Origin of the sequence: Marinobacter sp. AN1 (genome assembly GCF_026013985.1) — a bacterium.
GTDB classification, from domain to species: Bacteria; Pseudomonadota; Gammaproteobacteria; order Pseudomonadales; family Oleiphilaceae; genus Marinobacter; species Marinobacter segnicrescens.
Genome location: NZ_CP110342.1, coordinates 2,219,722 through 2,240,996 on the forward strand (window position 1 = coordinate 2,219,722; position 21,275 = coordinate 2,240,996).

17 protein-coding genes and 4 pseudogenes are annotated in these 21,275 nt (G+C 55.8%); 13 read left to right on the forward strand and 8 right to left on the reverse strand.

Features of this window, described 5'->3' with window-relative positions:
• Window positions 1-212 precede the first annotated feature (212 nt).
• From LJ360_RS10255 to LJ360_RS10270, 4 genes are all read left to right on the forward strand, one after another.
• Window positions 213-881 (forward strand): hypothetical protein, encoded by a 669-nt coding sequence (locus tag LJ360_RS10255; RefSeq protein WP_264993903.1) that lies wholly within the window; start codon window positions 213-215, stop codon window positions 879-881.
• A complete protein-coding gene (locus LJ360_RS10260; RefSeq protein ID WP_264993904.1) occupies window positions 872-2,755 on the forward strand; it encodes a hypothetical protein in 1,884 nt (627 codons plus the stop codon). Before LJ360_RS10255 ends, LJ360_RS10260 begins: the two co-directional genes overlap by 10 nt.
• Window positions 2,746-3,723, forward strand: a complete 978-nt coding sequence (locus LJ360_RS10265) for an ATP-binding protein (RefSeq protein ID WP_264993905.1) — start codon at window positions 2,746-2,748, stop codon at window positions 3,721-3,723. The genes LJ360_RS10260 and LJ360_RS10265 overlap by 10 nt, the downstream gene beginning before the upstream one ends.
• A 560-nt stretch (window positions 3,724-4,283) precedes the next feature.
• The gene (locus LJ360_RS10270; protein WP_264993906.1) at window positions 4,284-5,366 is read left to right on the forward strand and encodes a hypothetical protein; all 1,083 of its coding nucleotides are present in this window, start codon (window positions 4,284-4,286) and stop codon (window positions 5,364-5,366) included.
• Between the two features lie 172 nt (window positions 5,367-5,538).
• Here the strand turns inward: LJ360_RS10270 and LJ360_RS10275 are convergent, their stop codons facing one another.
• Window positions 5,539-5,781 (reverse strand): hypothetical protein, encoded by a 243-nt coding sequence (locus LJ360_RS10275; RefSeq protein ID WP_264993907.1) that lies wholly within the window; start codon window positions 5,779-5,781, stop codon window positions 5,539-5,541.
• A 50-nt stretch (window positions 5,782-5,831) separates the two neighbouring features.
• Window positions 5,832-7,397: an IS66 family transposase gene (gene tnpC / locus LJ360_RS10280; RefSeq protein ID WP_264993908.1), complete on the reverse strand. Its 1,566-nt coding sequence runs from the start codon at window positions 7,395-7,397 to the stop codon at window positions 5,832-5,834.
• A 105-nt stretch (window positions 7,398-7,502) separates the two neighbouring features.
• On the opposite strand from tnpC, the gene LJ360_RS10285 reads away from it, so the two are divergent.
• On the forward strand, window positions 7,503-8,804 hold the full coding sequence (locus LJ360_RS10285; RefSeq protein ID WP_011784498.1) for an IS1380-like element ISMaq3 family transposase: 1,302 nt from the start codon (window positions 7,503-7,505) through the stop codon (window positions 8,802-8,804).
• Between the two features lie 232 nt (window positions 8,805-9,036).
• On the opposite strand, the gene tnpB is transcribed toward LJ360_RS10285, so the two are convergent.
• From tnpB to LJ360_RS10305, 4 genes are all read right to left on the reverse strand, one after another.
• The gene (gene tnpB / locus LJ360_RS10290) at window positions 9,037-9,372 is read right to left on the reverse strand and encodes an IS66 family insertion sequence element accessory protein TnpB (RefSeq protein WP_264993909.1); all 336 of its coding nucleotides are present in this window, start codon (window positions 9,370-9,372) and stop codon (window positions 9,037-9,039) included.
• Window positions 9,369-9,734, reverse strand: coding sequence for an IS66-like element accessory protein TnpA (tnpA, locus tag LJ360_RS10295; RefSeq protein ID WP_264993910.1), 366 nt, complete (start codon window positions 9,732-9,734; stop codon window positions 9,369-9,371). The genes tnpB and tnpA overlap by 4 nt, the downstream gene beginning before the upstream one ends.
• A 114-nt stretch (window positions 9,735-9,848) precedes the next feature.
• The gene (locus LJ360_RS10300) at window positions 9,849-11,336 is read right to left on the reverse strand and encodes a Fic family protein (RefSeq protein ID WP_264993911.1); all 1,488 of its coding nucleotides are present in this window, start codon (window positions 11,334-11,336) and stop codon (window positions 9,849-9,851) included.
• Between the two features lie 319 nt (window positions 11,337-11,655).
• Window positions 11,656-12,885: a hypothetical protein gene (locus LJ360_RS10305; RefSeq protein WP_264993912.1), complete on the reverse strand. Its 1,230-nt coding sequence runs from the start codon at window positions 12,883-12,885 to the stop codon at window positions 11,656-11,658.
• 398 nt (window positions 12,886-13,283) lie between these two features.
• Here LJ360_RS10305 and LJ360_RS10310 point away from each other — a divergent pair, with 398 nt between their 5' ends.
• From LJ360_RS10310 to LJ360_RS10335, 6 genes and pseudogenes are all read left to right on the forward strand, one after another.
• A complete protein-coding gene (locus LJ360_RS10310) occupies window positions 13,284-13,583 on the forward strand; it encodes a hypothetical protein (protein WP_264993913.1) in 300 nt (99 codons plus the stop codon).
• A 29-nt stretch (window positions 13,584-13,612) separates the two neighbouring features.
• A complete protein-coding gene (gene hxsD / locus LJ360_RS10315; RefSeq protein ID WP_264993914.1) occupies window positions 13,613-13,954 on the forward strand; it encodes a His-Xaa-Ser system protein HxsD in 342 nt (113 codons plus the stop codon).
• Complete coding sequence (gene hxsB, locus LJ360_RS10320; protein WP_264993915.1) at window positions 13,954-15,435, forward strand: His-Xaa-Ser system radical SAM maturase HxsB; 1,482 nt, start codon at window positions 13,954-13,956, stop codon at window positions 15,433-15,435. Before hxsD ends, hxsB begins: the two co-directional genes overlap by 1 nt.
• A 2-nt stretch (window positions 15,436-15,437) precedes the next feature.
• Entirely contained in the window at window positions 15,438-16,643 is a 1,206-nt protein-coding gene (hxsC, locus tag LJ360_RS10325; protein ID WP_264993916.1) for a His-Xaa-Ser system radical SAM maturase HxsC, read from the forward strand.
• Window positions 16,643-16,828, forward strand: coding sequence for a hypothetical protein (locus LJ360_RS10330; protein WP_264993917.1), 186 nt, complete (start codon window positions 16,643-16,645; stop codon window positions 16,826-16,828). The genes hxsC and LJ360_RS10330 overlap by 1 nt, the downstream gene beginning before the upstream one ends.
• A gap of 227 nt (window positions 16,829-17,055) precedes the next feature.
• A pseudogene (locus LJ360_RS10335) lies at window positions 17,056-17,786 on the forward strand (IS3 family transposase); the annotation flags it as partial.
• On the opposite strand, the pseudogene LJ360_RS10340 reads toward LJ360_RS10335, so the two are convergent.
• Window positions 17,772-18,769 (reverse strand): annotated as a pseudogene (locus LJ360_RS10340) (IS3 family transposase); the annotation flags it as partial. The pseudogenes LJ360_RS10335 and LJ360_RS10340 overlap by 15 nt on opposite strands.
• A gap of 77 nt (window positions 18,770-18,846) precedes the next feature.
• Here LJ360_RS10340 and LJ360_RS10345 point away from each other — a divergent pair.
• Window positions 18,847-20,414, forward strand: a protein-coding gene (locus LJ360_RS10345; protein WP_264996024.1) for an IS3 family transposase whose coding sequence is annotated in 2 segments (ribosomal slippage) — window positions 18,847-19,326 and window positions 19,329-20,414 — 1,566 coding nt in all. Because the reading frame shifts where the segments join, the coding sequence is not laid out codon by codon here.
• Between the two features lie 36 nt (window positions 20,415-20,450).
• Here the strand turns inward: LJ360_RS10345 and LJ360_RS20035 are convergent.
• Window positions 20,451-20,540: pseudogene (locus tag LJ360_RS20035) on the reverse strand (transposase); the annotation flags it as partial.
• Between the two features lie 69 nt (window positions 20,541-20,609).
• On the opposite strand from LJ360_RS20035, the pseudogene LJ360_RS10350 reads away from it, so the two are divergent.
• A pseudogene (locus LJ360_RS10350) lies at window positions 20,610-21,071 on the forward strand (integrase core domain-containing protein); the annotation flags it as partial.
• Window positions 21,072-21,275 lie beyond the last annotated feature (204 nt).

A 21,275-nucleotide genomic window follows, 5' to 3' on the forward strand; every position in this document is an offset into this window, starting at 1 on the left:
ACCCTGTCAGTATGGCAAGCGGCGGGAAAAGCGCAAGAAACGGGGTCCAGTTGACGAACTACCTGGGAGAGTCAACGCAATGATGGACTGGACATTACGACCGTATTGGTTAATAATTGATCAATCCGGATTAGGACGGTTCCGGTTCCAGCGCGGTCAGGTTGGCGGTCGGCCTCGTGACCTCCCACGGGCGAGCCACCGGAGGGTGCAACGTGTCTTCACCACCAAACGCCGACCTGATTCGGGCACCGAGCCTGACCCCCGCCCAGCAAACCACCCGCCGGTCGTTTCGCACCGCCTCCGATTTCCGGGTGGTGAAGCTGCTCAAACATCCCCACCCCAGTGAGTTTCACAGCTTGGCGGAATACCTCCACGCAGGCCTGCTGGAAGGCGATCCCGACGTCGCCAGCTTCGTACCGCAACCGTTTCTCCTGCGGATCGGCAAGGAACGTTACATCCCGGATTGCTACGTGGTGCGGCGGGATCAGATTGAAGTGATGGAACTCAAGCCCCAAGGCGTTGCCCCTGAAGCGCGCGTAGCACATCTCACCCGCTTTTTCGAACGTCATCGGATCCGCTTTTCGGTGGTGGCCAACGAATCCGTCTTGGAGCGTGAAATCGAGGCCCGCAACTGGCTTCGTATTGTCCAGACCCTGGTCCGTCATCAGGCATTTATCACAGACGCGCTGGAATTTGAGATTCTGCAGCGGGTGGGTGTCCGAGGCCTCACGACGTTGGGCGACTGGGTAGACTCTGGCGATCGTGAAGCCTCCAGGGCGAAGGAGATCGCGCTGCTTCGACTGCTCCACCGGGGCGAGCTGTCAGCCGACCTGACGGTCCACCGATTGGATTACCAGACGGAGCTACGCGTATGTCCATGACCTGGCGTGCCCGTCTCCTCCAATGTCCCCGTCTGATTGATATGGCCACCTGGCCGCCTTTGGACCCCAACCTGGTCCCGGTTCAACGGCGCTGGATGTTTAGCCGAAATCTGCGTGTGGTGCGTCGCGTACTCACTGGTGAGCGCATCGTCGAGGTGGCCCATGCCGAAGAGCTGAGTCCCGGACGGGTAACCCAGCTGCTGAACCGGTGCCTCGGCGGCCACACCGATTCGCCACCAAGACTGAGGCAAGGGCTGGTGCCATTTTCAGCAACAACGGAGGCTTGTCGGGGGCGATTCGCCCAGCTGTTGGCCTCGGTACCCGGGCTGCGCGACGGCCTGGACCAGATGCTTCTGGACCGTCTCAAGGACCGGCCCTGGGCGGAAATCCCCACACCCAAAAGCTATCACCAGCGCTTTAAAACCTTGCTCGCGGCAGCGCAGTGGCCGCTCGACGCGTATCCCTACACCGACGCCTCATGCGCCAGCGAGTCGGTGCGCAAGGATTTACACCAGCGCTGGATCCTCTTCTGCCAAGCGGCCAAGGCCCGTAAGACCAGCCACACCAAGGCCCTGACTGAGTCGCCGCTGCCGTGGATCTACGACCGGGTGGAAATCGACGAGCAAGACATTGATTGTCGGAACTCAACGGTGGGTATTGAGCTCAATCTTGGCACCCAACTGCCGCCGCTGCGTGTGGCACGCCTGCACCTACTGGTGGCCATCGAAGTGGCGTCGCAGAGTTGTCTGGGTTTTCACTTGGCCCTGTCCGATGCACCGACGCAGGATGATGTTCTCTGTTTATTAGAGCGCTGTTTTCTGGCCTTGCCTGAACGCCCACTGACGACACCGGGGTTCGAATTACCGCCGGGTGCCGGGTTCCCGACCACCCTGCCGGGCTACCCCATTGGCATGCCTCAGGAAATCGCGTTGGACAATGCCTGGTGCCACCATGCGCAGTCCGTTCAACAGTTCATTTGCGAGGGGTTGAACGCCACGGCCAGCTACGGCCATGCCGCCAGCCCTTGGGTGCGCGACAGCGTGGAACGCGCCTTTCATATGATCAATCAGCGTGTCAGTCACCGGTTTGCCTCGACGACCGGGTCCAGTGTCACCGATCCGAAAAAGGAGTCACGACGGTTGTCCGAACAGGTCCCAGCCGTGTCCCTGACCGTCTTCGAGGAAGCGCTCACCCTGGCGTTCGGGCTCTCCAACGCACGGCCTCGGGCCGCACTCGGGGCATCCTCACCGCTGGACGTCCTCCGTCACCAGGCTGACAATCATTATCTGGCCGATGTGGACGAAGGGTTTCAGGCCAGCTGCCAGCCCTTCTGTGGCCATCAGACGGTTGTGGTTCATGCGCGCTCCGACCCGAAGCGCCGCCCTTATGTGCAGTTCCAGTACGAACGCTACAAGGGACCGGGACTTCTCGCCGTACCGCCGGACGAAACCCGGATCCGCGTTGCCTTTGATCGACGCGATATCCGTCGCCTCAAGGCATTCCGGCTGGATGGTTCGAGCCTGGGTGAGCTTTGGGCGCCGGCTCGATGGCAAACCTACCCACACTCCCTCGCAACCCGAAGCTTTCTGCACAAACGCTGTCGGGCCTTGGTGAGTCAGAGCTGTGATCCACTGAGTGACCATCTTGATACACTGCGCCGGACCATGGCCAAACCCACCGAGGTGCGTCAGTTCCTGCGCACGTATCAGGAGTTCGTAGGCGCCTTTGGCATCCCCTTTACCCTCTGGGGCGCGGAATCGAGCATCGAGCCCGACCCGCAGCCAGCGGAGGTCATTCGCCCGCGCCAACGGCCCCCCTCCAAGACGCGCTACTGGTCCCTGGATCTGAACCCTGGGGGGCATCCATGGCATTGATTCAGCGCTTGCCGATCGACAGCCATCCCCTGCTGGAGCCCAAATCGTTCTGGCTGGAGACGCCGGAGTTTTTGCGTCTTCACCAGACGCTGACCGCCTGGTTATGGCAGGGAGCCTCCGGTGGGGTGCTTGTCGGACACAACCGCGTCGGGAAGAGCTGGGCGGTACGAGCCTTGCAGAACCGGTTACGACTGCGCGATGGACGTGAGGTCCCCATGAGTTACATGTCCATCGTCCGGCGCGACCGGATGACGGTCGCCGAGGTGCCCCGACGGGCCTGTATCGACCAGGGGCTCCGTTTCTCAAAGGCGGACACAGCGGACCAGCTTTCCGAGACCTTCCTGCATCATGTCCTTGACGCTCAGGCGACCTCGGGAATCCGTACCTCCGTGCTGATCGTTGACGAGTTTGGTTTGCTGGTTCCCGCCCAGTTCAGTTTCTTTGCGGAACTGTATGACCGGCTGGACCGGCTCAATCGCACCCTGATGACAGTATTCGTGGGCAATCAGGATGAGGCGCTGCCCCTGCTCAATACGTTGAAACAGCCACGCTACCGGCGCATCACCGGACGATTTTTCAAAAAATTCGAGACCTTTTACGGTGTCCGAACCCGTATCGAGCTCGAGGCTATTATGGCGCAACTCGATGGCCATTGTTTTCCGGAGCATGGCCCAACCCTGACCGGTCGTTTCCTGCCCGATGCGGTGGCCGCCGGTTGGCGCCTAAAATCACTGGCCAGACCGCTGTGGCGCGTCTACAGCGAGATCGCCCGGGCGCACGGGCTGACCTCCTGGGGGTTGGAGTTTCTGATTCCCACACTCTGTCTTCTGGTTACCGACCTGCTGCCACGGTATGGGACTGATGATGTGGAGGACGACCTGCTTCGCGAAGCCATCCTTCTCACCAATCTGACGGACGAGCTGGACAACACCGTGAGGGAGGTGACTGTAGAGGCCCCCGTCTCGTGAGCCGGCACAGCGCCTGTACGCATGGATCCCCTACTCAGTTCAATTCCGGGCGGTGGCTCGCTCATCCGATCGAAAGCAGCTATGGGCGCGCGCGCCGGCTGATCGTCGCCAATCCCATGGCTGGACTGCCGGCGATCAACCATCAGTTCTCGGCCTGGGGGCCGAATCTGATACCCGAGGGGCTGGAAGCCAGCCTGCCCCGGAATGGGATCGCCTGTCGTCAGCCACGGCAATGCGCCGAATGCGCACGACACCTGTTCCATCCAACGATCTACCAAGTGCCGGGGCTGCGACGGTGCCCGATCCACCATCAGGCATTTACCTCCCGGTGTCCGCTATGTAGCCAACCATGGCAACGTCCCCTCAGGGAGCGTTGGCCCCGATGCGAACGCTGCGGAATCCCAAGTTGGGGCGATCTGGCGACACTCAACTTACCCCAACGTGCTTATCGGCACCTGGGGTGGCTGGAGCGTTGGACCAGGCGAACGGTATTGGCTCGAGAAGTCCATCCTCGCGTGGAGTTGATTGACCTAAGGGCACTGACGGATTGGGTGGGAACCATGGAGCGGCCCCGTTTCGAATCGCCTACCCTTACTCATCCGTTCTACCTGGCGTTCGAGGCCGCGAAGAGCGGGCGAGACCGGGTGGCCAGACTGGCAAAGCTGGAGGTCGTCACCGTGGCCACCCCAAGTCGCCGTCGCACCACAGAACTTCGCCCCTGGACACCGGAAATTGGTCGAACGCCGATTCACAGAAAAGACCCGAACGCTCCCCTACCTGCTAACAGCAGGTCCCTCATTCAACTCGCCATTCGGAGACTACTTCGCTGGCAGGCTAAAACGATCCGGCATCCACACGCGCTCACCTGGCGAGATTACAGCAGACTTCGTCCGGACGAGTACTTGGAAGAGGGCCACCTGTGTCCTGTCTGCTGGGCGTTCAGTTTATGGTTGCCGGCGCTGCTTCTGAAATTTGCCCATCCTTCTGCTCAGCCAATAAAAGGTGCAGCCATTGCGCACGAGGGCTGCCGCTACACTGATTACGATCACTTTCCAGTCACCCCCGAGGCGGTAGCTGTGAAGCGATCAAAGGACCAGTGGTGGCGTCCTTCGGCATCGTTTGAGCGGTGGCTGTATCTTAGATCGAGCGATTATCTGTTCCTTGAGTTGCTCCACCTGGCCACCTGGTTTCGTCAGCGTCTCAGGCACAAGCCTACCCACTACAGCCTGACGATGTATCACTCAAGCCATCGATTCATCATTCCTGCGTTGGCTTCCCAGTTGATGGACTTAGAGCCCAACGCGGGTTATCGACAAATGACCGCAACCTATCTGTTTGCCTCTCCGTTAGACGAGCTAGGCCATTTGAAGGACATGAACGTCAAGTGCGTGCATTGCGTCTCCCAACGGGAAGCCGATGCGCCTCTGATTTGGGAGATCCCGGAAGGGGCGTTGCGGCCTAGCACTGATGAAATACATCGCTTGTTCAGTGAGTGTGTGCCGCGATTCAAGGCGCTGACTAGTGGCTACAGTTGGACGAGCGACACCTGGTGTTCATGGTCAGAGCAGTCGGTCACGGACATCGATTGCAGGGTGTGTAAAGCACCCTTGAGCGAATCTCGCACTCATCATCTCACCCAATAATCTTAACCGCGGCTCACCTCGAGAACCAAGACGGGTTAGGAGTCGTGCAATCCGTGGGCAGCCGACCGGGGCTAGGTTTCATGGAACGCCGTAACCCGTACAGAGCGTACGAATCCGCATCCGCTCATGGCCCGCGATGGAGTGCTGAGGGGGATGAGGTTTGGGGCTTTCGTTACGGCTGGTGTTTTACGACAATTCGGCCAAACTCTTCAAACGTTAGGTGGCGCGTAACTCCCGTCTTCGAGTCATACTGACGAAAGCCGTCCTCCAGCATGGTATAGATATACCGGTTTTCGCGAGTGGCTTCCATCGGGACGCCATTGGCCTCGTCGATCAGCCTCCGCTGGAACTCGGCCATGGTCTTGTCAAGATTGGCGCGATTGCGTTCGTTGGCTTTCTCAATGCGTTCTCTCATCACACGCATGTCCGTCTTCTCGCTGGTCATGAATCGTAAGCGTCCGGCCATCACACCTTGTCAGGTATAGCCGGCATCCAGTTGTGGGGTAATAGTTCGTCGATGGCGTTGTTCTTCTGCGTCGGCAGCCGGGTCAGCACATCCTTCAGGTAGGCATAGGGATCATGCCCGTTCAGCGTGGCTGACTGGATCAGAGTCATCACCGCAGCAGCACGCTGACCGCTCCGTAGTGAGCCCGCGAACAGCCAGTTGCTGCGCCCCAGCGCCCAGGGTCGGATCTGGTTTTCCACCCAGTTGTTGTCGATGGGCACAGCACCATCGTCCAGGTAGCGCCTCAGCGCTTCCCACCGTTTGAGGCTGTAATCCAGGGCTTTGGCCGTGCCGGACCCATCCGGCACTTTCTGGCGATGCGCCAGCATCCACTGATGCAGTGCATCGGCAATCGGTCGAGCCTTGGTTTCCCGGATCTCCTGTCGTTTATCCGGCGGCAGGTCTTTGGTGTCCCGTTCGATCTCGTAGAGTCCGCCGATGTATTCCAGAGCCTTGGCAGCCAGCTCGCTCTTGTTGGCTTCGTGCAGGTCGTAGAACTTGCGCCGGGCGTGAGCCATGCAGCCGATCTCGGTAATGCCATTGCCGAACCCGGCCTTGTAGCCAGCGTAATCGTCACAGACTAGCTTGCCCTGCCAGTCACCCAGGAAGGTGCGGGCGTGTTCGCCCGCCCGGCTGGGCGCGAAGTCATAAACGGTGGCTTTCAGGTCCGAGAACGGTGTGGTGCAGTAGGCCCAGACATAGGCCTTGTGGGTTTTCTTCTTGCCCGGGGCCAGCATGCTGACGGGGGTTTCATCGGCGTGCAGAACGCCGTGTTCCAGTAAGGCGCTTCTCAGCGCATCTGCCAGGGGTTGCAACTGCACACCGCAGGCACCCACCCATTCGGCGAGGGTGGAGCGCGGGATTTCGAGGCCGGCGCGACCGAAGATGCGTTCCTGGCGGTACAGCGGCAAGTGGTCGGCGTACTTGGCTACCAGCACCTGAGCCAGCAGGCCGACGGTAGGGATGCCCTTGTCGATCACCTGCGGTGGCACCGGTGCCTGGATCAAGGTCTCGCATTTGTCGCAGGCCCACTTGCCCCTGATGTGGCGCTCCACTGTGAACTCGCCCGGGACGTAGTCGAGCTTCTCACTGACGTCTTCGCCGATGCGCTTGAGCTGACATCCGCAACGGCAATGGGTGTTTTCGGGCTCATGATGGATCAGGGTGCGGGGCAGTTCCGGTGGCAGTGGGGTGCGCTTGGGTTGCTGCTTGGGCCGAGCGGCTTTCTGCTCCTCGGTCATCGCCTGGTCCAGCTCGGCTTCGATGGCGGCCAGGTCGCTGTCGATCAGTTCATCCAGCAGTTTCCCCTGAACCGCATCGAGTTGTTCACTGCGACGGGCGTACTTGTGACGCTTGAGGATGGCGACTTCGTGGGTCAGCTTCTCGATGATGGCGTTGCTGCGCACCAACTCTCGCTCCTTCCGGCCCAGGACTTGATCCTTGGCGTCCAGAGAGTCCATCAGTTCCGTCGCCAGGGCACGGAGCTGATCGGCAGAGAGTTGGTTGATGTCGGGGCGCTGAGTCATGCCGCCTAGCCCGAATTTCTCATGAGGGGATAAAAGAAAGCGGCTGAAAGTGTTAAAATTTCAGGACCTTACACCATCAATCAACACCAACAACCGCTATCCAAAATGGTACCTCAAAAACTGACCTTCTCGCCACTTTCCCGCCGCCAGATTGAAACCGACTTCTCCGGAGGCCATATCACCTCCGATGCCGGCTTGCTGTTACTGCGCGAAGTCGACAAACAACACCGGTTAACCCAACGGCTGGCCGAGACTCTGACCGACCAGCGGGATCCCCGGATGATTCGTCATGAGCTCAAGTCCCTGGTCCGGCAACGGGTCTACGGTGTGGCCGGTGGCTACGAAGATCTGAATGATCATGAAGCGCTTCGCTTTGATCAGGCACTACAAACCGCCACGGGGAATGCCTCGACTCTGGCCGGCAAGTCCACGCTTTGTCGAATGGAGCAGGCGATGGATCGGCAAACCATTGTCAAAGCGCATGAGTTGCTCTGGCACCACTTTATCGAGCAGCATGAGAAGCCGCCCAAGGAAATCGTGCTGGATTTTGACGGCACCGATATTCCGGTGCACGGCGACCAGCCGGGTAAGTTCTTTAACCGGTATTACGACCATCACTGCTACTTCCCGCTTTACGTCTTCTGCGGTAGGCACTTGCTGGTGAGCTATCTGCGCACCAGCAATCGAGGTGATGCCCGGCACAGCTGGGCCATTCTGGCGCTGCTGGTGCGATTTATTCGCGAGTATTGGCCACAGACCCGGATCGTGTTCCGGGGCGACTCCCACTTCAGCAAGCCCCGACTGCTGGCCTGGTGCGATCGCAACCAGGTGGATTACATCGTAGGCATGGCCCGCAACCAGCGGCTGGAGGCGCTTGCCGCCCCAGCCATGGACAAAGTCCGGACCTACTACGAGGCTCATGGCCATAAGCTCGCCAGCACCTTCCGCTTCCGCTACAAAGCCCGAAGCTGGCATAAGCCACGCTGGGTGGTTGCGCGCCTGGAATATGGCCCTCAAGGCCCGAACCCCCGGTTCGTTATCAGCTCCCGCTACGATGACGGATTCAAGCTCTACTACGAACAGTATTGCGCACGGGGTGATATGGAGAACCGGATCAAGGATCAACAACTGGATCTGTTTGCCGGTCGCACCTCCAGCACACACTGGTGGACCAACCAGTGGCGGCTGATCTTATCCGGCTTCGCCTACACCCTGTTCGAGCGTTTGCGGGTGCATCTGAAAAACACGCCCTTCGAACGTATGAGTGCCGGCACCTTGCGCTTGAAGCTGATCAAGGTTGGCGCAGTCATCATCCGCAACACCCGCCGAATACGGGTGTTGATGAGTGATAGCTATCCACACAAGAACGATCTCTCAGCACTGGTTCAGCGCTTGGTGCCCCAGTAGATAATCGGGCTCCCCCGGCCCGATACCAATGGGGGAAAGGGGGAGTTGTGCCTGAATGCCGGAAACTGGCTAAATAATCGCCAACTTCGACCATGACCACTCGGATCTGGCACTACCAGGCTTGGTCTGCGAAGGTTGTTGGAGCACTATGAGAAATCCGGGCTAGTATGCCAAGTCCCTGTGCGGCAAGCGATTCGCGGTTCTGGCTATAGCGGCATCACGGCACTTGTGGTTACAGGATGGAGATGACGCCATCGGCCCCAAGGCGTTGCCAGGGCAGGCCCTGAACCAGGGCGGACAACTGTTCCTCGGTCAGGCGCAGTTGGTCACCGCGCCAGGTTTCGCCCCAGTGGAACTTGCCCCGGTTCAGCCGGCGGGCACACAGCCAGATACCCAGACCATCGTGGATCAGCACCTTCATCCGGTTGCCCCGTTTGTTGGCGAACAGGTAGGCGCAGTGGGGCCTGGCAGAACCGAAGACCTGAACCACCCGGGCCAGGGCCTTGTCGGGCCCCGCCCGCATATCCAGCGGTTCGGTGGCCAGCCAGATCTCGTCGATGCGTATCATCCCAACAGGTCCCGCAACAGGGCAGCACACTGGTGAGCCTGCTCCGCAGGCCACTCCACCACGACCGCGCCACCGGCGCGGGGAATCTCGATGCGGATGGTGCTACGCTTATCTGAGACCGATGGGTTGCCCGGTGCAGAGGTTGCCGCTGGCAGTTTGACCGGTACAAATCCCGGTGTTTTATCCGCTCGCTGCGCTTCACTCATCCAGCGCCGGACCATGTTGGCGTTGAGGCCGTTATCCAGGGCGATCCGGGAAACGGAAGCATCGGGTTCCAGGCATTTGGCGACAATCTCGGCTTTGAATTCGCGGGAAAAACGGCGACGGCGTTGGCAGGGCTTGGTTACGCTTAATTCGTTCATGCTAAGTGTCCACTAGAAAATAAGTGGACACTATCCTGACGGCGGCAGCGCCAGGCTCAAGATGGGATCACCGGACGGTTACCATGAATCGTCGATTAGGTTCAGTGTAGCGGCTCAGGGCGTCTTTGCGTTAACGACGACGTGGCGATACGCGTTCTCCAAAGCCTCGAACACCTCCGGTGGCACCCTATCTTGAAACAGGTTGCGCCGATGCTTGGGAATCCGTCCCTGGTGATTCAGACAAAACGTCACCAGCTTTGAGAGATCTACATGGGGGACGTCGAAGGAACGGTCCACTTCTCGATAGATCTCATTATAGCGATTGAGAAAGACGACCTCGCCTTTGAGATGATCGTCAAGCACCCTTCTGACGGCCTTCGCCATGAGAATAACGCTGTCCGTGGCATCCCAATAGCGATAAAGCGACGGATGCCCAGTGAACTCGAACGTCGGCTGTCCATCAGCGGGCACGCGTACTCTCCAGTACGATCTGAGAGGTCTCGAATAGGCCTGCAGGGCCCTCAAATAATCCGCTTGGTTTCGTCGCAAAACGATCGAGATAGGCAGTATCTGGTCGCCCTGGAGCACCCGTTGTTGACGGAGCACGTGATGAAACAGATAGCGTGAGAGGCGCCCGTTGCCATCCATAAAGGGATGGATGAACGCAAACCCCAGGGACACGACGCTGGCCAGCACCAGTGGATGAACCTGACCGGGCGGCACATGGGTCAAGGTGCTCCATTCTGTCATCAACTCCGAGCAGAGCTCTGGGGTGGGCGGCACGTAGGTGACCCCCAAGGGTCCCGGGACGCCATCGCTGAGATAGTTCTGTTGGGTCCGGAAGGACGTCTCTGGCGCGTGTGTTGGCTCGAGCACGGCGTTCTGCAAAGTCACCAGTTGTTGTTCACTCAACGGTACATTTTGGGAGGTGTTCTTTAGCTCCTGGACGAACCGCAGCACCTTGCGTTGGGCCGGCGATTCCTGTTCGATGGCGTAGGAATCGTTCGCCTCCTGCCAATAGGCCCATGCCAGCGTCCGGTGCCGGATGTCCGTCGGCAACGCCTCAAGAAAAGCCGCTGACGCTTCAAGGGCGTTCTCATCCAGCAACCGCTCAAGAGACGCAGTACGACGGACCGTCGCACAGTACCGCAGGGAGCCTAACCCATTGAAGCGGACTCGCCACCGGGAATTGTTGACGCTCCGCCCGGTGACGTACCGTTTGGGGTCGAACAGTGGGACGTAGCTCTGTTGTATACGAGCCACCTTCCGATGCACGGTCTCGCCGGTAAACTGCTCCCACAGGTAACAAACTTTGCGCAGGTACTGGCTATTGGGAGACGCGTCGAACGCTTCACGCAGCTGGGGTTCGGGAATCGTGGGGAGCACCTGGGCCAGGACCTGGAGGTTGATTCCCTCGTGCTTTACGGCAAACAGAACATGGCCCATACGGTCATCCGGGTGTGGCGCCAATCGAGCGGGTACGGCAAGGACGTTGTCGACGGTCTCTATCCGGGCAACCGGTCGAACCTCCGCCGACACTGGCGGTTTCAGAGCAGCAATACCACGATGCTGAATCAGGTGTGCATAGCCGACGTATTGCATGGAGATTGGATTCCGATGGACGGCCGAAAAATCTATATCAGACTAAGGTTTTCGACACTTTTTATGGATTTCTAGGATTTTTTACAGACTGTAGGCCCGATCTAACCCGCCCTCGACCTCTTTCAGAGATCTTGACGATCTGTGACTCGCTGTACCTTGATTTTCTGATGCCTGTTCTCCGTTTGCCTCATTGTAGCTGCTTTCCTCATTGCAGCTGCAGGTACGGCATCGTAAGACCACCCTCACCTTCCACGAGGCGCGCCACTTACAACGCGTCTAAATCGCCGTAGTTGATCGGACTGTACTGCGGGGTGCCGATTCACTCCTGGTATTGCATCAGACCTGCCTGCGCTAACTTCTCGAAATCAGTGATAGGCGTATCCACAGATGGGCGTCGTTGGTATGGGATGAAAAAGGTATCGTTCGACACCGATAGAATCCCGGCACCGGCCAAGGCTTTGAGGTAGCGCCTGATCGTTGGGACGGGCTTTGGCAATATTGCGTATTCCTTAACCGTGACGTGCCGGATCGAAGCCGGTCGAGTGCTGTGATTCTCCGCCAAAGGCTCTCCTCCGGCCAACTGCTCAAAGGTATTGGCCACATCCGTGAGGCGCACCTCCTGTTGCTTCAGAAATTCGTAAACCCCGACGGGTGAAATCTGAGGCGTATCACTAAGCCAGGCGATTTCCTCTCCATAGAAAAAACGCCGGTTCTTGCGCTTGTACTGGGCAATCCGCTTCACCTGGTTGTCAAAGATTCTCAGGATCACGCCCTCAAATATCAGCGTTTGCCAATAGAGGCGATGAACCTTGAACGCCAACTCGCCCCGAACAGGCAGGTTGACCGCTTGAGGCACTTCGCCAAATTGGTCAATCAACCGCGTGAAAACGCGGTTTTCAGTTCGACGCGGGTGATGACACCAATCCCAAAGTTTATCCAAGGCTCGTTTTCGGTTCTCAAGCTCAGCGTAAGCGCTGATCAAACCTAGCTCATGCTGATGCTCGGCACGCCACTGCTTCTTCGTCGCACCGCAGGCTTCTTGGGCTGCGCGGGCTAGGCGACGCTCCTGAGCATCCGCCTCTTCCAATCGTTGCATCTTCTCGCGGGCAGCGCGAATGTCCCTCTCGAACCGTTGCTGTGAAATCCATTCTCTCCCCGCCGAGGAAACGACTGCCTCTACAATTTGCTCTTTGGTGAGGCCCGGCTGATCGACCAGGGAACGTAAATCCACTTCAATCACATCAAGGCCCGCGTTTTTAAGAGCCGCGATTTTCGAATCATCAACTTCATGGTGGACCCGGATTTCGACATAGAGGCTTCCTACGCCTGGCTCAATGCCATGAACGTCGGCGATTAACCTTGGTCGGGTTGGATAGCCCCTTTCCAAGGAGGTGTCCTTCAGCGCAGCCAGATAGCCCGGGCGCTGAACCGGCAGAGACTCGTTGGCGCTCTTGGCATTCTGGGGTGAAACAGTCGTGTGGAAGTTCGGAAGCTGGATGAAACCATGATCGCGCACCACTTGCTGGGCGTAAGCATGCAGCATTGTCATCGATGAGCACCTCTCACCGCCGCCCTGGTGTCTGAAATAGGAGGCTACCTTGCGTGTGTCTTGTCGACGATTGGCAGCAACCAAACTCGCCTCGCAGTCGTCACAGAAAGCATGCGGGTACCCTTCCTCAACGTCGCTGATATGGACGACTTTGCCCGTGCGTCTATCCCTTGCCAAGACAAACCTACTGGCCATCTTCGAATCGTCCTATTCCGGAATATTTCCACCACAAAGCAGACTTCGAAAAGCATATTTTAAGCAGCTGCGAGGTGTCTAGGATATCGGGGCTCGCCCCCCTACGAGGCTGCGACGCGCTGGCTGGAGCTGACATACATGGATGGATTGGCTACATTAAGGGACTAGTGGTACTATCGGGAGAAGTCGAGGAGGGACAAAAAATGGACAAGAAAAAATTCCTGAAGCCAGCTAGTGTCCTAGCCGCAGCACTGGCGACCGTCAGCGCCGCGGATGCTACCGAGGTTCCGCAATTTCAAGAGAAATTCGGCACTCTGACAGAAATCGTGCAGTCCAACGCGCCCACGGCGAAAGACCTCTTCATCATTGAGCGGCCAGAAACTGTAGTTGACGGAAACTCTTTGGCCTATCACTCTTCACACCGTTCCCACAGTTCACACCGATCGCACTCCTCGCACAGCTCGCATTCGTCACACTCTTCTCATTACTCCTCTTCCTACTGAGGTATGGGGCGTTAGAAGGCTGTTCAATTATGCAAAGAATCGAAGCTGCTGATGTAACTGGATTATCGGAGGAGCTCTCGGTAAGGATTGATTTGAGGGTCATTTCGTTAGAGGCCTTAAAGAAAACTTGCTACCGCTTTTCCGATTCCTACTATTACAGCCTAAGCATTAACGACAGCGGTGAAGCCGCCAATGTAACGTTCAGAGTTCCAGAGAGTTTTTCTGACGACGACAAACAGGAACTCCTACAACGATTCAATCGCGATGCGTTGGATCAGGAACTTCGAGAGGTCGTGTTTCAAAAAACCGAAACCGTGCGCAATCTGATTTTGATGAATGCGTTTGCCAACACCGATTTGGTTGAGGAATGATGAGCGAAGCGGTAAACGGACTTGCCAAAAAATTTAACTCCCCTCAGCACTACTACTCCACTGAGAGACAAGACGCGCGGTATAAACTGTTACCTTTTAATTTTGAGCGCGTTGGCGATTCCTACCTATTAACAAACGAGGTCGGGGAATATCTCTTTATCAGCGGAGAGGACTTACACTCTCTCGTCCACGAGACGCTCGACCCGAAGTCTGATGTCTACAGCTCACTAAAATCCCGCCATTTCTTATACGAAGTTGGTTCTGAGAGTGCAATTGAGCTTTTATCACTAAAATTGCGAACGAAACACGCAGTTTTTCGCCAATTCACCTCGCTTCACATCTTCGTTGTCTCACTGAGGTGCGACTATTCATGCCCTTATTGTCAAGTCTCTCGACAGACTGAAGATGCCGATAGATATGACATGGATGAAGAGACAGCGCTGCGCTCCCTTGACTTTGTTTTTCGAACACCGTCAGAGCATATTAAGATTGAGTTTCAGGGGGGCGAACCTCTGCTCAATTGGGAAGTCATTGAATTTACCGTTCTTGAAGCTGAGAAAATAAATAAAACAGAGAAAAGAGATTTAGCTTTTGTCATTGCCACCAATTTAACTTTGATATCTGATGAAATATTAGAATTTTGTTATCAGCACGATGTTTTCATTTCGACCTCGCTCGATGGGCCAGCCCATGTTCATAATCGCAATCGCCCGAGGCCGGGGAAAGACGGACACCAAATTGTACGAGACCAGATTGAACGGGTTCGTGAAAAGTTGGGTCCGGATCGCATCAGTGCCCTAATGACGACCTCTGAGTTGAGCCTGTCTCATCCACGCGAAATCATTGATGAATACCTAGATGCCGATTTTAAAGGCATTTTTCTCCGCCCCCTCTCGCCATATGGGTTTGCGGTAAAAACTCATCAGATTGAAAAGTACGACTTCGAGAGATTCTTCGAGTTCTACCAGGATTCAATGGAGTACATCTTTGAAATCAATGAAGCTGGTATTCCGTTTGTAGAGGAATTCTCGGCGCTTTTACTGCGAAAGATTTCCTTGCCCTACCCGACCGGTTATGTAGACCTCCAATCTCCGGCTGGAGCGGGAGTGTCGGCCATCGTTTTCAACTATGATGGTGACGTTTATGCGTCAGATGAGTCACGCATGCTTGCTGAGATGGGCGACCATAAATTTAGACTAGGCAATATTCTTTCTAATACATATGAAGAGATTTTCCTCGAATCTGGATTGCTTGAAATTCTTGAGGAAACCTTAACCGACAGCGTTCCTGAGTGTTACCAGTGCGCCTACAAGCCCTTTTGTGGAAGCGAACCGGTGTATCACTATGCGACCCAGAGAGACCCCGTCGGCAACAAAGCTCTCAGTGGTTTCTGCACGAAGACCAAAACGATCACAAATTACCTATTGGACATCATGGAAAATGATCCCGCTAGACGGCAAATTTTGCAGAGCTGGATATAAAAATGATTAGCCTCTACTCCAAAACCTGTGAGTTTATTAACTGGGAAGAAGGGTCTGAGCCGCTCATCTTGCCCGTTACGGAGAATCCAAGTCTGCCAAAGGTGGTTGCGAAAAAATACGCCCTCGTTTGCGATCGAATTCCAGACAAGCCCAGTGACTCCTTGGCTAGTTATGGGGCCATCCTGAGTCGATGTCCGGTAAAAAGTGGGAGTTTGTATAGAGTTATTCAGCTTTCTGCTGAGTTGTCTTACGTAAAAAGCTCTGACGTCGTCCGCCTGAATCCAGTGGGCGGGGAGGTTCGAGTGCTCTTTAGATCGGACTCGGATCACAACAGCATTCTAGTAACAGAACGATGCAACAGTTTTTGCCTCATGTGTTCGCAACCTCCCAGGAAAATTGATGACAGCTATCTTATCGAAGATGCATGCGAGGTTATCAAGAACGTGCCAAGAGGCACTGCATCTTTGGGAATCACGGGCGGAGAGCCAACGCTTTTAGGCGACGGTTTTCTACGCATAGTTCGCAGTGCAGCACGTTACTTGCCAGAGACCCATCTCCACGTTCTTACCAATGGCCGTTCATTCTCAGAGCGGGCTAATTCAGCCGCTCTGAAGAATGTTGGGCACCCCAAGTTAGTATTGGGCATTCCTTTGTATTCAGACCTCCCCGAACGACACGATTTCGTGGTTCAGGCAGCAGGAGCGTTTGAAGAAACCATTCGCGGAATTGTGAACTTACGGCGTGATGGACAGAATGTTGAACTACGTGTGGTAATCCATAAGCAAACCTATGCACGCCTGCCCGAACTGGCACGCTTCATTGTTCGAAATTTAGCCTTTGTGGAACATGTCGCGTTCATGGGGTTAGAGCTCACAGGATTTACAAAGGCTAATTTTGGTGCTCTATGGATAGATCCTTATGAGTATAGGAGCGAGCTAGACGAGGCTTGCCGAATTCTGCAATCCGCACGCGTTAAAACAATGGTCTATAACCATCAGTTGTGTATTTTGTCACCATTTGTTCGTGAGCTTTCCGTTAATAGCATCTCTGACTGGAAAAATGATTACTTGGAGAAATGCACCCCTTGCGAGCGGAAAAACGATTGTGGTGGTTTCTTTAGTACAGGTTTTAGCTTAGAAAAAACAAGCGATCATATTTCTCCATTTGTCTCTTACAATAGAATTATCACCTCTGAGGAAGTCGTGTAATGAGCACAGCTGATAGAGACAATGCCGGTATTTACCGTGTACTAGATTCGGCTCTAGCCCAAGAGATCATCACCATTAACGAATTCCGGAGTAAGCTCGGTCTCCCGGAAGTTACAGGTGGCGACGTTACTATTAAGGGAAACTCCATTGAGTCATTTCTACAAAAGAAGAAAGAGAAACGCTGAAGCCTTATTCATGGCTTTTTAAAGGAATGCGTAAAACGGCCAGTGGCTCTATCTAAAGACATTTTTTGACGTAAACGGTCCACAAACCCTGACCTGCTTCCCTTGTACTAAACCGCTGTCTGCTTAGTTAGGGTCAACCCATCTCGTCGCGGCAAAAAGTGACCTGCTCCCAACTTTCTAATCCACCCTGATCTTAGTAATGTTCATCACCAGAGAGGACGATGAACATGAAGAAGCGATTCACCGAAGAACAGATCATTCCCATTCTGAAGGAAGCCGAGGCTGGCCTTCCGGTCAAAGAACTCTGCCGGAAGTACAACATCTCGGACGCAACCTTCTACACCTGGCGCAAGAAGTATGGCGGCTTGGAAGTCTCTGAAGCCCGTCGCCTGAAAGCTCTTGAGGAAGAGAACGCCCGGCTCAAGAAGTTGCTGGCCGAGTCCATGCTGGACACAGAAGCTCTGAAGGCCGCGCTCAACCGAAAGTACTGACCGTCGGGAACAAGCGCGAGGCTGTGCGCACCATGCTGTCGGAGACAGCGATATCCGAGCGCAAAGCCTGTTCACTCGTCGGGTTATCCCGCGCAACGATGCGGTATCAGTCTCAGCGTTCCCCAGAAGAGCGTGAGCTGACGGAGCGCATCAAAGCCATTGCGTTCGAACGTCGCCGGTTCGGGTACCGGCGTGTTCACCAGTTGCTGCGCCGTGAGGGTGCTGAGGTGAATCACAAGAAGGTTTATCGGCTTTACCGAGAGGCAGGCCTGGCCGTCCGCAAACGCAAGCGCCGTAAAGGCGTGATGGTGGAACGGCAGCCCCTGATGTTGCCAGATGCACCGAATCATACGTGGTCCATGGACTTCGTGATGGATTCCTTGGCCAACGGGCGCAGGATCAAATGCCTGACTGTAATCCCCCCATTTCTAACCGTTCTTTTGAATAGAGAATTAAGCGGCCTCCAGTAGTCTGGACGGGGGTATTCCTCCAATGGCCGTGTTCGGTCGTTCGTTGTTGTACTGCCAGAGCCACTGAGTCGCTAATAGCTGAGCATGGGCAATGCTTTCGAACTGATGCAAGTCTAGCCATTCATGTCGTGCGGTCCGATTGAACCGCTCGATGTAAGCATTCTGGGTGGGCTTGCCAGGCTGAATGTAGATCAGCGTAATTCGGTTTCTGTTGGCCCAGTTTATCAGTGACTGCGAGATGTATTCTGGCCCATTGTCACATCGAATCGCTGCGGGTTTGCCGCGCCATTCAATGATCTGGTCCAGGGCACGAATCACCCGTTGTGCGGGTAATGACAAGTCGACTTCAATGCCCAGGCCTTCCCGGTTGTAGTCATCAATCACATTGAAGGTTCGGAACGTCTTGCCGCTAACCAGTTGATCGCTCATGAAGTCCATCGACCAGACCTGATTGGGCGCGGTCGGCACATCCAGCTCACCTGGATAATCCCGCTGGATCCTTCGTCGGGGCTTGATGCGCAGGTTCAGTTCCAGCTCCCGGTAAATGCGATACACGCGTTTATGGTTCCAAGGGTAGCCCTTCACGTTACGCAGATACAGGAAGCACAGGCCAAAGCCCCAGCGCTTGTGCGTTTGTGTGAGCCGTAACAGCCAGTCCGCCACCAGTGCGTTCTCGCCACCAAGCTTCGCCTGGTAGCGATAGCAGGTTTCGCTGATGCCATACACCACACAGGCCAACCGAATACTGATGCCATGTTTGGCCACGCCCTTGATGGCCATCTCCCGGCGTTGAGATGGCCTTACAACTTTCCCTCAAGAGCTTCCTGGCGCAGTTCAGCTTTGAGCCGCTCTTCGGCATACATCTTCTTCAGGCGAGCGTTCTCAGCTTCCAATTCCTTCAGGCGCTTCATCATGGATGCATCCATACCGCCAAACTTCGAACGCCACTGATAAATCAGGGCCGTGCTGACGTTGTGCTCACCCCCTGTGTCAGCCTAGTTGTCCAGTAGGCAGTTTTGCCTGAAACCACATCACAGGGGGCGGTATGGATGCACACATGCCACGCTATTCCGATGAACGTAAAGCGGCAGTTCTCAACAAGCTCTTGCCACCCCATAACCGGACCGTTGTCTCTGTCTCCGCAGAGGAAGGCATCTCCGATGTGACCCTGTATAGTTGGTTGAAACAGTGTCGACAACAAGGAATGCCTGTGCCGGGTAATCGTAACAATGGAGACGAGTGGTCTCCTGAAGCCAAGCTGGCTGCTGTGATTGAAACAGCGCCCATGTCTGAAGCCGAGCTCGGCGCGTATTGTCGCGAGAAGGGCTTGTACCCCGAGCAAATCCAGCGCTGGAAGGCGGGTTGCCTCCAGGGCGCAGGCATGCAGGTGGAAAGCGATAAGACCGCTCATAAGCAGCAGCGTGAGGCACGCAAAACTATCAAGAAGCTCCAGGCAGAAGTGCGTCGCAAAGACCGTGTACTGGCGGAAACGACCTCCTTGCTGGTGTTATCAAAAAAGCTCGAAGCCTTGTACGGCGAAACCCCGGACAACGAGGACAACTGACCTCGCTGGCTGAGCGTACAAGGCTGTTGCAGTACTTTGATGAGGCTGTGGCTGGCGGCGCCCCTAGGCACAAGGCAGCCGAGCTCATGGGTCTGAGCGAGCGCACGGTAAAGCGCTGGCGACAAGCCGACGGGATGGTTACCCCGGATCGCCGGCCACTGGTCAAGCAGGCTGAACAGCCACATCAGCTGACGATTGCCGAGGAGGTTGCCATTCTGGCCACCTGTAATCAGACTGAATACCGCAGCCTGCCGCCTTCGCAGATTGTTCCTCAGCTGGCCGATAAGGGTGTCTACCTGGCGTCTGAATCATCGTTTTACCGGGTGTTGAAAAAGCATCAGCAGCAGAACCACAGAGGGCATATGAAGCCAAGGCGCAAGGTGCCGGAGCCCACCAGCTTTACCGCCACTGGCCCCAATCAGGTGTGGAGCTGGGACATCAGTTACTGCCCGTCGGCGGTTCGTGGTCAGCACTGGTACCTGTACCTGGTGCTGGACATTTACAGCCGCAAGATCGTGGCTTGGGAAATACATGATGCTGAGTCCGGAATGCTGGCAAAACAGCTCATCGAGCGCGCGCTGTTGCGCGAAGGTTGCTGGAACAAGCCACCGGTTCTGCACTCGGACAATGGGGCGCCTATGACGTCGCACACGTTACGTGCACGGCTGGCTGAACTGGGCATGCCGATGTCACACAGCAGGCCTCGTGTCAGCAATGACAACCCGTACTCAGAGTCGCTGTTCCGGACACTGAAATACTGCCCGGCCTGGCCATCAAAGGGGTTTGCCTCGTTGGTTGAGGGGCGCGACTGGATGCTGGCGTTCGAAAATGCGTACAACAACCATCACCTGCATAGCGGCATCAACTTCGTCACCCCGAGTGCGCGTCATACCGGAAAGGATCTGGAGCAATTGCAGCATCGTAAGCGGGTGTATGAGGCAGCCAAACGTCGGAATCCTCGGCGCTGGTCCAAGGCAACCCGAAACTGGAAGCCTGTGGGTGCTGTGTCACTCAACCCCGGCAAATTGCAGGAAATCGAGCTGAATAAATCGGCTGCTTAAACGCAGTAAAATGGACAACTGGGTTGAAAATTACCGCTCACGAGACAACTCAGCCACCGGAACACCGGCTTCGTGCTGCTTCAAAATCGCCATGATCTGGCTGTCAGTAAATCGAGACTTCTTCATCTGTCGCTCCTTCTGCGATCATTGTAAAAGTCTCTACTCAAAACCTCGATTATTTTCTGGGGGGACTACATGACGATCGTGGATGACTTCACCAAGGAATGCCTCGACATTCCCGTTGCCATGGGCATCTCAGGGGAGCAGGTGACGCGCACCCTAGACGCCATAGCAGCCTTCCGAGGTTACCCGAAAGCCGTCAGAACAGATCAGGGGCCGGAATTTACTGGCAGAGCATTGGATCAATGGGCTTACCATAATGGCGTTGAGCTGAAGCTCATCCAGCCTGGAAAGCCGATGCAGAATGGTTACGTCGAGAGCTTTAACGGAAAATTCCGGGATGAGTGTCTGAATGAACATTGGTTCCGGGATCTTGCTCACGCCCGGCAGAAAATCAGTAACTGGCGCTTGGACTACAATAAGCAGCGACCGCATTCATCCTTGGGGTATCAGACACCTCTGGAGTTTGCCTCCGCTCTCCGACTTGGAACAACTGATTCAAAAGTAACGGACATTACTAGGGAGCAGTTGGATTAAAGACTGGGGGCAGGTCAATCCAGCACCAGGCTGGCTGCTTCCTGTTTGAACTCAGGAGAAAAAGAACGTCGCTTTCTGGTCATCAGACACCTCGTTTATGGTGGCGATTTTACCACCTACGTTGGTGTCCGGAATCATTGAACCACTACAGACTTGCCAGTCAGGCCCACAACTATGCTAGCCCCATATCCCCTTCTATTTTCG